Below are 13,989 nucleotides of genomic sequence, written 5' to 3' on the forward strand. Positions count from 1 at the left end.
ATATGAAAGCTCTAATTTTCGCCGCAGGAAAAGGCACCCGACTTAAACCGTTTACAGATCATCACCCCAAAGCACTGGCAAAAGTGAATGATGTTCCGCTTTTGGAGAGAAACATCCAATATCTGAAAGGTTTCGGTATACAAGATTTTGTGATTAACATTCATCATTTTGGGAATCAGATTGTTGATTTTTTGAAGAAAAATGATAACTTCGGATGCAACATTGAAATCTCGGATGAAACCAACGAATTACTGGAAACCGGAGGCGGCTTAATTTTTGCTAGAAAATTTCTTGATCATGGAGAAGATTTTCTAATCATGAATGCTGATATTTTAACCAATATAAACATCAATGCTTTGGTAGAATATCATAAAAAGATAAAAGATTTTGCTACTTTAGCAGTTTCGGACCGTGAAAGTTCGAGAAAACTTCTTTTCAATGATGACATGGTTTTAAGAGGCTGGCTCAATGTACAGACGGGAGAACAGAGACTTGCAGAATTCAACAAAGGATTTAAGGCTCTTGCTTTCAGTGGTGTTCATTGCATCAACCCTACCATCTTTGAAAAAATAAAAAGGAAAGGCAAATTTTCTGTTATGGAAGAATATCTGGATCTGATGCAGACCGAACATATCCACGGTTTTGTGCATGACAGTCTTCTTATAGATGTCGGAAGACCAGAATCTGTAATAGAAGCCGAAAAACATTTTAAATAATTTTTGTAATGGGAATTGATGGAACGAGGGATGAAAGTTTAGTAAATCCGGAATTTGATATGAACGAAATAAAGCTACACGACAGTTTCAGACAAAAAACATGGGACGAAACCGTTACCAAGGACAGCTGGATGGTCTTCAAGATCATGGCGGAGTTTGTAGATGGCTATGAAAAACTGGCAAAAATTGGCCCGTGTGTTTCTATATTCGGTTCGGCACGTCTGAAACCGGATAATAAATACTATGAAATGGCTGTAGAAATTGCGGAAAAGATTACCAAACTAGGCTTCGGAATTATCACCGGAGGTGGTCCCGGAATCATGGAAGCAGGAAATAAAGGAGCTTTTAATGCCAGCGGAAAATCAATTGGGCTTAATATTGATCTTCCTTTTGAGCAGCACTTCAATCCTTACATCAATAAGTCTTATTCCATGAATTTTGATTACTTTTTCGTAAGAAAGGTAATGTTTGTAAAGTATTCTCAAGGTTTCGTGGTTATGCCCGGAGGTTTTGGAACTTTGGATGAGCTTACAGAAGCAATGACGTTAATTCAAACCAATAAAATAGGTAAATTTCCGATTGTATTGGTGGGGAGTGAATTTTGGGGTGGATTATTGGACTGGTTCAAAGCTACACTCTTAAAAGAAAGTATGATTGCAGAAGATGATTTAGATCTTTACAGAGTGGTAGACACTGCTGATGAGGCAGTAGCACACATTAAGGCTTTTTATGATAAATATTCTGTGAATGTAAATTTCTAATTGGCATATTATTTGTGAACTATAACTAGCAAGTATGATTGTAAATCTATTAATTAAGATGAAAAAACTTTTATATATATCAGGAATTTTAACATTTTTTGTGTTAATGAGTTTTATGTATGTAGACTTTTTCTCTTCAATGACCAAGGTGGATTATATTGATGGAAGCAAGACATTGAAGTTTACCACAAAAATGAATACAAGCCATATCTCTGATGCCATTAAGATCAATCCGAACACAGCCGGATTTGAGGCAGAAGTGAAAAAATATGTGAACAATAATTTTGATGTATTTGTTAATGGTGCTCCCAAAACAATTACTTTCACCGGAAGTCAGATAAGTGGAGAAACTGTATGGGTATATTTTGAAACGGGAGGAGTTTCAGATATCAATACCTTAAAGATTAAGAATACGATCCTCCTAAGTGCTTTTCCTAAACAGATTAACCTCGTTAATATTGCCTACAAAGGCAGTCAGAAAACGATGAACTTTCAAAGAGGAAAAGAAGTGAATGAGGTATCTTTTTAAGAAAGAAATTTTAAAATATAAAACCACTGCTGATGCGGTGGTTTTTTGTTTTATAGGCTACCCTATCCAAGAAGCTTTCTACTTATTCTTTAAGTATTCATGAACCATAAGGACAGTATTTACTTTTTCAATACGTAATGAACCGCTTAGTCTATAGGTTTAAAAAGGAATATGTTCAATATCCGGTCTTTCTCAATTACTTTATACTCACTTTCATTCTTATGCGTTTTTCAATATCAAGTTTGGCACCCATTAAAAGGAAAGATCATGTATCTTAATACTGGTGCTTTTTCTTCTGTGATTCCATTGATATAGCATCTGAAAATAAAAAAACCGGCTCTTACGAACCGGTTTTAATTTTATAAAAACAATAATTATTGTCCTTTAATTTTGAAGTCATCTATCTCCCATGTTGCAGCAGCAGATGTTGTAGATGTATATTTAAATGCAATTCTTACATTTTTACCTAAGAAAGCACTTAAGTCAACATTTCCTGAGCTCACCCAGTCTCCAAATGCATTTGAGTTGGTATCCAGATTTGCCGGAAGAGCCGTCCAATTGGTAGTTGCAACGTCTCCTGTGTAGTTATCTGTAGCAAATACCTGTAATGCATTTCCTGCATATCTTACGTCTGTAGTAAAGGTTACAACTCCTTTAGATTTTCCAACTAAGCTTACTGCTTTAGAGATTAACCAGTCTTCGTTGGCAAAGTTATTACCAGCACCTCCTGCATTACCATTCATCATTGCATAGTAGTTTGTTCCGTTACCTTGGTTAGAAGTTCCCCAGAATTGGTTGGGTCCAACCTTGTTGACAACCGTCCAGTCTGAGCTGAAACCACCTGCAGCGAAATCATCACCATAAAGAAGCGGGATAGGTGTATAAACACTTCCATCACATCTAGGGTTTGTAAGGTTAAGATCTGTAAGCTGTGTAATCCATAATTGGTAGGTACCATTGAATACACTTAGGACAGCATATACATCTCCTTTTCCACCAGCAACCTCAATAGCACTTGCTGCTTTTATACCAAAGATGGCACGTCCGCTGGTTCTTAGTGTAATTGTTTTTCCTGAACAGTCTTCCAGCGTTCTGTTTGAAAGAGCTGAACCGTCTGCATATGTTTTCCCTAAATCACCGTTAATGAATTCAAGGTCTCTAATTTTAATCCATCTTCCTACATCAGCAGTTGTTAATTGAGAGATTGATCTTTCCGTAGCAACCACAGTTCTTGCCGGAGCGTTTGAATCAAATAGAGATTTGTATACATCTTCTTCTTTAATTCTGTAAGCAATAGCAGAGCTTGAGTCATTAGATCCAATCTGAAGTTCACCAGCAACGTTTCTGATGTATAAACCTTTCAATTTAATATTCAGGTCTTTTCCAACTTTGAATCTGCCATCAAGGAATAAATCAGCTTTGTTGATATTTACTTTGATCCCTCCAGTTGCATCTTCTACATATAGATATTTAAATAAGTTTCCAGTTTCATCATTAGCGGTAATCTGAGCTTTCAGATAGAAGTCTCCTGTAATCTGAACAAGTCCGTTTGGAGCTAATGATCCTGCAAGTTGCTTAATATCTGATACTGTTTTAGCGGTAAGATTTGTAGCACTGAATCTACAAGGGTTTTCCTGTATTTTATCCAAACGAGGGAAGTGCTTGTCTTTTCCGTTAGCATCTAATGGTCCTCCTTCCATATCAAGGTCTGCTACCTTGTTGATATAGAATTGGTACGTTGTATTAGAACCTGACTGGAATTTACTATAAATCCCTTTAAGTGTTCCTTTTCCTGCAGGAAGTGTTTGATTGGCAAATGAAGCAAATCCACTGTTTCTTACTACTGCTGTACTCACGTATGCACTGCTAGATTCATTCCATCCCTGTCCAATTCCTCTGTCTACAGTCTGACCGTTGGGTGCGAAGTTTGAACATAAAGCTTTGCTGTCAAATTCTACTTCATTCAACTGTACAAGACAACCGATTAGGTTTTCGTTATTTTTCAGTTCAGCAAGAGTTAAAACCTTTGGAATTACTTCTCCTCTTGTTGTACATGATCTGAAAATGGTGTTTGGAACTAATTTTTCCGGGATTCTGGATACTCCATTAGCAGCTGATTCTGCTCCTGTTTTTACTCCTAATTGTACTACTCCACCATAAGTACCTACTGAAAGGCCATTAAGCTTTACATATACCTTAGATCCCTGAGGAAATTTAGTATAGCTGCTCACCATGTCTACACTGATGGTAAAACCATGGGTAGGATTTGCCAGTGCATCCTGGATATAAATTGTTTTGTAAACGTTCCCCGTTTCATCCGTAGAAGAAACATACCCTACCATATAAAGATCATCTGCTTCATTGTTAGGAGTCTCATCCTTAGGGAATGTATATACGGTATTATTTTGGAATTTTGCCTTTACATCAGCAAATGGCATTGCAGTTCCTTGCTTGTCTGCACAGTCATACCCGTCTAGGTTAGGCTGGTCATATTTATCGTCATGCACACATCCTACCGTTACAAATAGGGAAGCTGCTGCGATAAAAATATATTTTAAAACTGAATTATATTTTTTCATTATAGTCATCGTTATTAGAATCTTAAATAAACATTAGTAAAGAAAGTTCTTCCTCTGTCATACCAAAGTTTTGGTCCAAAGTAAGGAGTACCTCTTTGGTATTCTGCAAGTGCATCCGGGAAGTTTGAGTATCTTCCTTGTTCGAATCCACCTGTTACATAATTCCTGTTATTTAAAATATTATTTACTGAAACACTCACACCTATTCTGTATTTTCCGAATTGGAAAGACTTACCTGCGTTAGCATTCAACATAAATTGATCGTCAAATTTCTTTTGCGCTGTAAGCTCTTGAATAAGCTCCGGCGTAACACCATCATAAAGAAGACCTCCTGTACCCGGAACCGTGTACATTGCAGCTGTTTTATTGATTGCTGAGAAATCAAGATACTGATCCATCAGGTAGTTTGCAGATGCTCCTACCCACCAGTACTTAGGCGAGTTGTATTTCAATCCTAAAGAGAATGCCTTTTGTGGAGTTCCCGCTACTTTATAGTCCTTAATATTAGCAGAACCATAGCTTCTGAATCCGTTAAGATCATCAAATGTATATACCTGAGGAGTATTTGTGAATTTATATTGACCAACACTTGCCACCCCAACTGCGTTAAGTGTAGGGGTAACCTTTAGATCAAATCCTAGTTCTGCACCAAGATATCTCTTGTCTGCCCCACTCATGGCCTCATTAACCAATGTGTTGTATGACCCTGTATTATTGGAAGAAACCGCTAAGTAATATCTTGAAATTTCCGTTGAGTTACTAATGGTAGTATAGTATCCGGATATTCTAAGCTTTAGAATCTGACCTCTCATGATATAACTGATATCATTAGAATTGATCACCTGATTTTTAACTCCTGGAGTTAAGAAATCACCCATTCTCGGGTTAATGAAGATCTCATTAAGGGTTGGTGCCAGGCTAAATAATGCTCCGTTATAAACAATAAAGTTCTTACCGTTGATTTTGTAGGTAATCTTGCCTTTAAGTCCAGCATCCAATGCATTATAGATAGCACTTTTTCCTTTTGAGTTATCCATAAATATTGCATTTCTGAATTTCCCGTCTCTGTAAGATTCAGAATATGAAGAGAAGATGGAAGCTACCACATTCCACTTGTTGAAGTCTACTTCAGTGGAAACATTTAATGAATAGTGGTTTCTTGTTAACTCATAAGAATATTGAGTTCTGTCTCCCACTCTAACCTTAGTATTTGGGTCGTCAACATTGTATTGAGTATCATTATTAAAAGCATTAAGGTTATTGGCATAGTTAGCACCTAATAAATCATTAATTCTTCTAAAGTTATCTGATTTTAAGTTCTGATAATTGAAGTTAATATTCAATTTCCAGTTATCCTTTAGTCTTGTATCAAAGTGTGATGCAATGTTTAAAGTTTTGTCTTTATTTACATCATCCACCAAAGTATAGGAAGCACCTCTTTCGGTTCCATCCATATTCTTCAGGTTAAGACGGTTGGTATTGTATAGATCATTCCAGTTGATTTGTGCCTGTTCTCTGAATTCATCAGCAGTCAAAAGGCCAAAACTTGGTAATTTTCTGTAATAGGTAGGGTTTGGATCTGCAGCATGGAACCAGTCTAGTCTACTTCTTGCATCGCTACCAAACTGATAGGAAACTGTATTGATCCAGTTTGAGTTTTTACCGATTTTCAGGTAGTCTGTCAACATAAATACAGGTTCATATACATTTCTGATTCTGGAGTTTCTTTTTTCTCCATCCTGCCATCCCCAGTATGAGTTATAGTTTTTCCCCATGATGTCATAAACCTCCTGGGTATTTGGTGAATTGGAAGCTCTGTAAGTAGGAGATCCAAAAGCAGTTAAGTTAATAGAGTGTCTGTCACTGAATTTCTTCTCGATAGACGCAAAATAAGCGTAGGCATCCTGATAAACACCATCAAGGATTGCTCTATCACCCCATCTTCTACTTGCTGAGAACGTAAATGCCCAACCATTCCTGGTAAGACCTGAAGAATAAGTAGCAATGGCTCTGTGCAGGTAGCTTCTGTTCGTAAATGAATAAGCAAGTGAAGTCTGCTTTCTATAGCTGGAAGCTCTTGTATTATAATAAACAGCACCTCCCAAATTACCGAAAGTATATTCTGAAGGAGTGATGTTATCTACATTTTCGTAAGGGTATCTTGTTACATCATTAAGACCACCCCAGTTATTAAAGTCTACTTTTCCATCATCATTTTTAGACATGGAAACTCCATTAAACATTACATCCTCAAATCTGTTGTCTACTCCTCTTGGTCTGAACCAGTAAGCACCTAGTTCAAACGCGGAAACATTTTGGAAAGCATCTCTTCCTGAGCTTAAAAGTCCTACAGTAGGCTGCATAGATGAGCCTCCATCTTCAGTATCATTTGCTGAGTCATCAATAACTATTACTCCTGCGTCTGATCCTAAATTGTAATTAAGTGTAATAACACCTAAATCTTTTCTCTTCTCATCAGCAGTTACATCAAACTCTAAGATCTTTGACTCGAAGCTTGGTTTTGTTACCGTGATAAGATAATGGCCAGGTTTTAAATCCACAAACTGGAAGTACCCAATTTTATCCGCGGCGGCATCGTTCCCGGACTGTGCTAGATCTACTTCTGCTTTCTCTAAAGGCTTACCATCCTGATCTTTAACATACGCATACACAGTGGTTTGCGCAAAGTAAAAAGAGGCAGGCATTAACGTAAACAAAGAGATTAGGGATAGTTTTTTAATCATAATAAACTTATTTTTAACTCCTTCTTTATTTAAGGGGCAACAAATTTAGGACTATTTTCATTAACTAAAACATTTTTAGTTATTTATTCTATTAATTTTTCTTAACCTACCTACATTATCCTAAAAAAAAGCCCCAATTTTAATCAATCACAAAAAATGAAAGATCATCTTACGAAAGCTACAAAACAATCACCATAGAAATTATGAATCCCACAGGAAACAGCTCATTTCTTAATAGTGAATAAAATCTCATCAACAATTAAATAATGCCCTCTAATGCCTTTTATTGGGTATTTCATCTTATCCTTAACCTTTTCTTAAACTAAACTCAGATCATTTTAATCTTTATTCTTATATAAAATTAGTAATTTTACCCCCTCAATTTTTTGAATATACTAAGAATATGAAAAAATATTTAATCATTGCCGCTTTATTTTGCTTTGGCTCCGCTTTCTCACAGCAGAAGCAGGTAAAAAGAGCAGCTGTCGCATTCCTAAACGTAGAAAACCTTTGGGATACAATTCCTTCTGCAGATTATATTGATGGAACGTTACCTCGTTCCAATCCCAAGTTTCACAGAAGTGTACCCGTGGATTCTCTGAAGTATCTTGAAACAACAGAAGATTATAAAGGAGAATGGAGTGATGATCTATTGATTGGAAAAAAAGTAATCAGAAAACAATTCTTATCTGAAGACTTTACAGTTAACAGCCCTAAAAGATGGGGTTCAAAGTATTATAACCAAAAATTAGCGAATGAAGCTAAGGTTATCTCAGAACTTGGAAGACAATACACCAATGACAATCCTGCAATCTGCGGATTGATTGAGGTAGAAAACAGACAGGTTATTGAAGATCTTATCAAGCAGCCGGCATTGGCAAGAAGTAATTATGGAATTGTACATTTCAATTCTTATGATTCAAGAGGAATTGATGTAGCCATTATTTATCAGAAAGGAAGATTTTCAGTTTTGGATTCCTATAAAAAGGAAATCAAGATTTATGATGAAAACGGGAAAAGAGAATATACCAGAGATATTGTAATTGCAATAGGCTTACTGGATGGGGAAAAAGTAGGAATCTTTATGAACCACTGGCCATCCAGAAGAGGTGGAGAAGCTATTTCTCTTGCAAAAAGAAATACAGCTGCCACAGTCCTGAAAAGCGAAATGGACAAGGTAACTGCTGAAAATCCGGGAATTAAGTTATTCTCTATGGGAGATTACAATGATGACCCGGTAAGCCCAAGCTTAAAGAAACACTTAGCTGCCGTGGGTGATCCAAGTGAGCTGTCAGATAAAACCCCTTATTATAATTTAATGTACAAATTGTACAAAGCAGGTGTAGCTTCTTTGGCTTATAGAGATGCTCCCAACTTATTTGATCAGATCATTGTTTCAAGGAATCTTTATTCTCCAGAAAAAATCACTCCTACTTACAGTATTTACAAAGCTGAGATCTATGCTCCGGCTTATTTAGTAAACAAGGAAGGGCAATGGAAAGGATATCCTTTACGTTCTTGGGACGGTGACCGATTTACTGGTGGATACAGTGACCACTTCCCAGCAGTTTCTGTAGTTCAGAAAGAATACATTAAAAAATAAATACAGACAAGCACTCTTTTTAGAGTGCTTTTTTATTTTAAGGCACCCATCAAATTGAAAATAATTTAAACATTAGCCTGGGTTTTAATTATATTTGTATATCACTGACTTATGATTTTTCAGTGAATAATAACCTAATAACAAAAATTAAAACCATGAAACACTCATTACCTATGGCGTGCTTTTTACCCATGCCCTCATTTTCTTCTATTTCAAAGGTCCAAATACCGGATAAAGCTTTTAATCAATTCATTAATTAACATTACTAAAATCTGTGAATTATGAAAAATACATTTAAGCTTATCTTATTTTCAATTTTATTATCCTGGAAACCTCTCTACTCGCAATCAGGAAGTGACATTATTTTTTGTCTAGACAATAGTGGCTCTATCAGTGACGTAGCCTTCAATCAAATGACCGTTTCCACCATGAAACTTATGGAGCAGGTATTAAAATGCAATCGTGACAATCGTGTTTCTGTAGTACACTATGGAACGGACTATCCAGGCATGACTCCTTCTGTTCCAAGAATCTATATAGAATCTAATTTTACCAATGACCTGGCAACAGCCCAAACATTTTCCAGAAGATTAGGAAATGGGGATCATTTTCATGATGCTGTAAGCTTAATAGGAGCAGCTCTTGATCATTATCCTCATCCGGATATTGTGAGCCCGCAAAAAACTTTAGATACCCGCCGTCCAAGACCGTTAGTTATTGTTCTTTTTTCTGATGCCGAAAGAGCAAACGGAAGCTTGAGCAATGGTTCTTATCTGGTCAACTTTAATCCTCCTAACGGTCTGCATGAGGACAATGCATTTGCTGCCTTCACAAAATTTAAAATGGACAGAAATGCAAAGTTTATTGTAGTACACGTAAATACTGACCAAACCTATAAAGAAGCCGCTGCTAATATTGCAAGCCGTGGAGGTTCATATACCGGAGCTATTGAACAATATAATGATGATCCTGATCAAAATCAGCTTCCTAGATTTTATTTGAACAAGACCAACTTTACCTTAACCAATACTGAAATCACTGAATTAAGTGGTGCCATATGCAAAATGAATACAGGAAGTCTTGAGTTTACTTACCAAACCCGCTCATGCAAAGAAGTAACAAGCTTCCCGCTACATGTAAATGGAAATTATACCATCCCTATGGGAGCAAGTATTGTAAACTTTGAGATATCTCTTTTGGATATCGCAACAAGTGCATTGTACCCAACATCTGCTACCCTTAACTTTCCCAACCCTAATGAGTTTGAGTTTATAATCAATCAATCAGATCTAACCAATCCACCTTCCGGACAATATAAGTTCATCATTGAGATGGTATACTCTTTTGCGGGCAACAATGAGGGAATTCATGCTGAAAACAGTCTTAGCTATCTCCCATACGACTTTATGTACTGTCAGGAAAATTTACAAATGGACAATTTACCGGTTTCTATTCCTGCTAAAATAAAGATCAAGCCTACTGATAAAGATTATCGTATTGATCTTAATGCAGATCCAAACAACACGAAATCCATGCTTAAAGAAAAAATTCAGCAGAAAAATATTCAGGTTTCACCTAACCCAAGCAACGGAGTGTTTGTAGTATCGCTTGATAAAGTACGCTCAGGATCAGTACAGGTTAACGACATCAATGGTAAGATTGTTTTTGAAAAGTCATTCAGCAATGAAAAAGAAGTGGCTGTAAATATTCATTCACTGCCATCCAATACCTACATTGTAAAAGTAAGTTCAGGAAATGAAATCTTTACCCAGAAAGTAATTAAAAGATAAATTTTAAAAACATTAATACGAAAAAAGGTTCAGAAAATTCTGAACCTTTTATTTTTATAATAGTTGAAAATTATTTGTTGAATAATTCTTCTACCTTATCCCAGTTTACTACATCGAAGAATGCAGAAACATAATCAGGTCTTCTGTTTTGGTAGTTTAAGTAATAAGCATGCTCCCAAACGTCTAATCCTAAAACCGGAGTTCCTTTCACATCTGCTACAGGCATTAATGGGTTATCCTGGTTTGGAGTAGAAGAAACAGATACTGAACCGTCAGCATTCTTCACCAACCAAGCCCATCCTGAACCGAATCTTGTTTTAGCAGCATCAGAAAAATCAGTTTTGAATTTTTCAAGACCTCCATAGTTCTCAATGGCAGCCTTTACGTTTCCTACCGGCTCTTTGCTTCCTCCAGGAGTTAAGATTACCCAGAATAAAGAGTGGTTGAAGTGTCCTCCACCATTGTTTCTTACAGCTGGTTTATCAGTTCCTGTCTGGCAGATCTCCTCAATCGTTTTCCCTGCTAAATCAGTTCCTTCGATTGCTTTATTTAAATTGTCAATATACGCCTGGTGATGTTTTGTATGGTGGATTTCCATAGTTTTTGCATCGATAGTTGGCTCTAATGCATCATATGCATATCCTAGTTTTGGTAATTCAAATGACATAATCTTTATTTTTAATGTTATAACCCAAAATTAGCCAATATTTAAGCTATTATCAAAGATTGGGGATTACTTTAATAAATCTTTAACATTGACACATTGATTTAGAATGAATTAAATTTTAAATATTTTTTATTCTTAAATATTTAAGCTTTCAAAATAAAAAGCACGAATCCTGAGATCCGCGCTTTCTACTTTAACAATAATTAAATTTATTTATTCATGGACATCAGGAATTCCTCATTATTAAGAGTTCCTCTGATGTTCTTATCTACAAATTCCATTGCTTCTACAGGATTCATTTCAGAAAGATATTTTCTCAAAATCCACATTCTCTTAGAAGTCAATTCATCAAGAAGCAGATCATCTCTACGTGTACTGGATGTAACCAGGTCAATAGCAGGATAGATTCTTCTGTTGGCAATTTTTCTATCTAATTGAAGTTCCATGTTACCTGTACCTTTGAATTCTTCAAAGATTACTTCGTCCATTTTAGAACCTGTATCAATAAGTGCTGTTGCTATAATGGTAAGGGAACCTCCGCCCTCAATTTTTCTTGCTGCTCCAAAGAATCTCTTCGGTTTGTGAAGTGCATTTGCATCTACCCCACCGGAAAGAACCTTACCTGACGCAGGAGTTACTGTATTGTAAGCTCTCGCCAATCTGGTGATAGAGTCTAATAGAATTACAACATCATGTCCACACTCAACCATTCTCTGTGCTTTTGCAAGTACAAGGTTGGCTACTTTCACGTGTTTTTCTGCTGCTTCATCAAATGTAGAGGCAATAACTTCTGCATTTACACTTCTTTCCATATCAGTAACCTCTTCCGGACGTTCATCAATCAAAAGAACCATCATGTATACTTCCGGGTGGTTAGCTGCAATAGAATTAGCAATATCTTTAAGCAACATTGTCTTACCTGTTTTAGGTTGTGCAACAATCATTGCTCTTTGTCCCTTACCAATTGGGGCAAATAAGTCCACAATTCTTGTAGAAACTGTAGATTCACTTCCTGCAAGGTTGAATTTTTCTTCAGGGAAAAGTGGAGTCAGATATTCAAAGGCAACACGGTCCTTAATAAACGCAAGATCACGTCCGTTAACTTCCGTAGGTTTTAGTAATGAAAAATATTTTTCACCTTCTTTAGGCAATCTTACAATTCCTTTCACTGTATCTCCGGTTTTTAAACCAAAGTTTCTGATTTGTGCAGTAGAAACATACACATCATCAGGAGAAGAGATATAGCTAAAATCTGAAGAACGTAGGAATCCATAGTTATCAGGTAATATTTCCAACACTCCTTCAATACTTACCATTCCATCGAAACTAAATTCTTTTTTATGGTCAGCATGCTCCTCATTCTTTTCAGAATGTCTATTCTGATTTTGATTAGGATTTTGGTGTTGATGTTGATTTTTATGTTGGTTTCCGCTGTTCTGCGGGTGGTTGTGTCCTTTCGGAGATCTGTTAGCCTGTTGTTGTTGAGGATTGTTCGGTTTTTCTTCCGACTGAGCAGGCTCTTGAGATTCTGTATTTTTAGGAGCTTCTGGTTTCTCCTGAGAGATTTCGGTGTTACCTGTATTGGTAGGAGGAACTCTCTTTCTTTTCTTTTTAGCTGAATTTGTTGCGGAAGGTGTTTCTTCTGTTGCCAGAACTGTTTCCGCTTTAGGCTCTTCAGCTTTTATTTCTTCAGCAACCGGCGTTTTGTCTTCTACTTTTTCCTCTTCTACAGTTTCTGTCGGTGCTTTTGCAGTCACTCTTGGTTTTGCTGGAGCTTTTTTTGGAGCAGCTTTTTTTACCGGAGCCTTTACAGTTTTTTCTGCTGGAGCTTCTTCAGTATTGGCGCTGGTTTCCGTGGCGTTGAAATAATCTTTTGACACTTTAGGGTTGGAAGCCTGAAAGTCAAGAATTGCAAAGATTTTATCATTTTCGTTGCTGTTTCTTGCGACTTTAACGCCTAAATCCTTTAAGATTTTAGTCAGTTCCGTTACGGATTTTGACCTTAACGTTTCTATGTTAAACATATTTAATGTAAAAATGTAATTAATTGTGAGTAAGAAAAGTAAGTCCGGTGACTTTTGTTTTCAAGTACATTGTATAATGCAAATCTACACTTATTTTTGAATTGTGCAAAATTTATGTTATTTTTGCCAAGAATTTAATATTCAATGCTACAGAGAATACAAACCATATGGACATTACTAGCAGTTTTAGCTGCTGTTTTCCTTTTTATAACAGGACAGGATGCGGTCGTTTCTGACAGTATTCCCGTATTAAATATAGGATGCATAGTCCTTGTGATTATTGGAGCATTAAGTGTTTTTAGTTTCAAAAACCGAAAAAGACAAATTTTGCTGAATACTATCAGCATCATTATAAACGCTTTGTTGATTGGTGTATTGGCGTACTGGTTACTAAACTTATCCGGAGGAATTCAATTTCCTGAGAAGGGTATTGAGCCGATTTTCCCATTGATTGCGGTAATATGTCTGCTTATTGCAAACGTGTATATCCGTAAAGATGAGAGGCTCGTAAAATCTGTAGACAGACTTCGATAGCCTTACAACGATTTTTTGAGTAAGAACAGTTCCTTTTTGGAG

At 36.4% G+C, this 13,989-nt stretch carries 10 protein-coding genes; 6 read left to right on the top strand and 4 right to left on the bottom strand.

The window, feature by feature from the left end; translation table 11 throughout:
• The first annotated feature begins 2 nt into the window (after positions 1–2).
• From C7D53_RS13470 to C7D53_RS13480, 3 genes are read left to right on the top strand one after another with little or no spacing between them, the layout of a single operon-like run.
• The gene (locus C7D53_RS13470; RefSeq protein WP_106916963.1) at positions 3–716 is read left to right on the top strand and encodes a nucleotidyltransferase family protein; all 714 of its coding nucleotides are present in this window, start codon (positions 3–5) and stop codon (positions 714–716) included.
• A gap of 59 nt (positions 717–775) precedes the next feature.
• On the top strand, positions 776–1,477 hold the full coding sequence (locus C7D53_RS13475; RefSeq protein WP_106917128.1) for an LOG family protein: 702 nt from the start codon (positions 776–778) through the stop codon (positions 1,475–1,477).
• Positions 1,478–1,535: 58 nt separating this feature from the next.
• The gene (locus C7D53_RS13480) at positions 1,536–2,006 is read left to right on the top strand and encodes a DUF6702 family protein (RefSeq protein WP_228394029.1); all 471 of its coding nucleotides are present in this window, start codon (positions 1,536–1,538) and stop codon (positions 2,004–2,006) included.
• Positions 2,007–2,380: 374 nt separating this feature from the next.
• On the opposite strand, the gene C7D53_RS13485 is transcribed toward C7D53_RS13480, so the two are convergent.
• Together C7D53_RS13485 and C7D53_RS13490 are read right to left on the bottom strand one after the other, a co-directional pair.
• Positions 2,381–4,585 (bottom strand): DUF5689 domain-containing protein, encoded by a 2,205-nt coding sequence (locus tag C7D53_RS13485; RefSeq protein WP_106916964.1) that lies wholly within the window; start codon positions 4,583–4,585, stop codon positions 2,381–2,383.
• A 14-nt stretch (positions 4,586–4,599) separates the two neighbouring features.
• Positions 4,600–7,329: a carboxypeptidase-like regulatory domain-containing protein gene (locus tag C7D53_RS13490; RefSeq protein WP_106916965.1), complete on the bottom strand. Its 2,730-nt coding sequence runs from the start codon at positions 7,327–7,329 to the stop codon at positions 4,600–4,602.
• A 403-nt stretch (positions 7,330–7,732) separates the two neighbouring features.
• Between C7D53_RS13490 and C7D53_RS13495 the strand changes: the two genes are divergently transcribed.
• Complete coding sequence (locus C7D53_RS13495) at positions 7,733–8,932, top strand: endonuclease/exonuclease/phosphatase family protein (RefSeq protein ID WP_106916966.1); 1,200 nt, start codon at positions 7,733–7,735, stop codon at positions 8,930–8,932.
• A 281-nt stretch (positions 8,933–9,213) separates the two neighbouring features.
• Complete coding sequence (locus C7D53_RS13500) at positions 9,214–10,722, top strand: T9SS type A sorting domain-containing protein (RefSeq protein ID WP_106916967.1); 1,509 nt, start codon at positions 9,214–9,216, stop codon at positions 10,720–10,722.
• 70 nt (positions 10,723–10,792) lie between these two features.
• Here the strand turns inward: C7D53_RS13500 and C7D53_RS13505 are convergent, their stop codons facing one another.
• Together C7D53_RS13505 and rho are read right to left on the bottom strand one after the other, a co-directional pair.
• Entirely contained in the window at positions 10,793–11,389 is a 597-nt protein-coding gene (locus C7D53_RS13505) for a superoxide dismutase (protein WP_106916968.1), read from the bottom strand.
• A 209-nt stretch (positions 11,390–11,598) separates the two neighbouring features.
• Positions 11,599–13,413 (bottom strand): transcription termination factor Rho, encoded by a 1,815-nt coding sequence (gene rho / locus C7D53_RS13510; RefSeq protein WP_106916969.1) that lies wholly within the window; start codon positions 13,411–13,413, stop codon positions 11,599–11,601.
• Positions 13,414–13,557: 144 nt separating this feature from the next.
• Between rho and C7D53_RS13515 the strand changes: the two genes are divergently transcribed.
• Positions 13,558–13,947 (top strand): DUF4293 family protein, encoded by a 390-nt coding sequence (locus tag C7D53_RS13515; RefSeq protein ID WP_106916970.1) that lies wholly within the window; start codon positions 13,558–13,560, stop codon positions 13,945–13,947.
• The last annotated feature ends 42 nt before the right edge of the window (positions 13,948–13,989 follow it).

Source organism: Chryseobacterium aurantiacum (assembly GCF_003020585.1).
Taxonomy (GTDB): Bacteria; Bacteroidota; Bacteroidia; order Flavobacteriales; family Weeksellaceae; genus Chryseobacterium; species Chryseobacterium aurantiacum.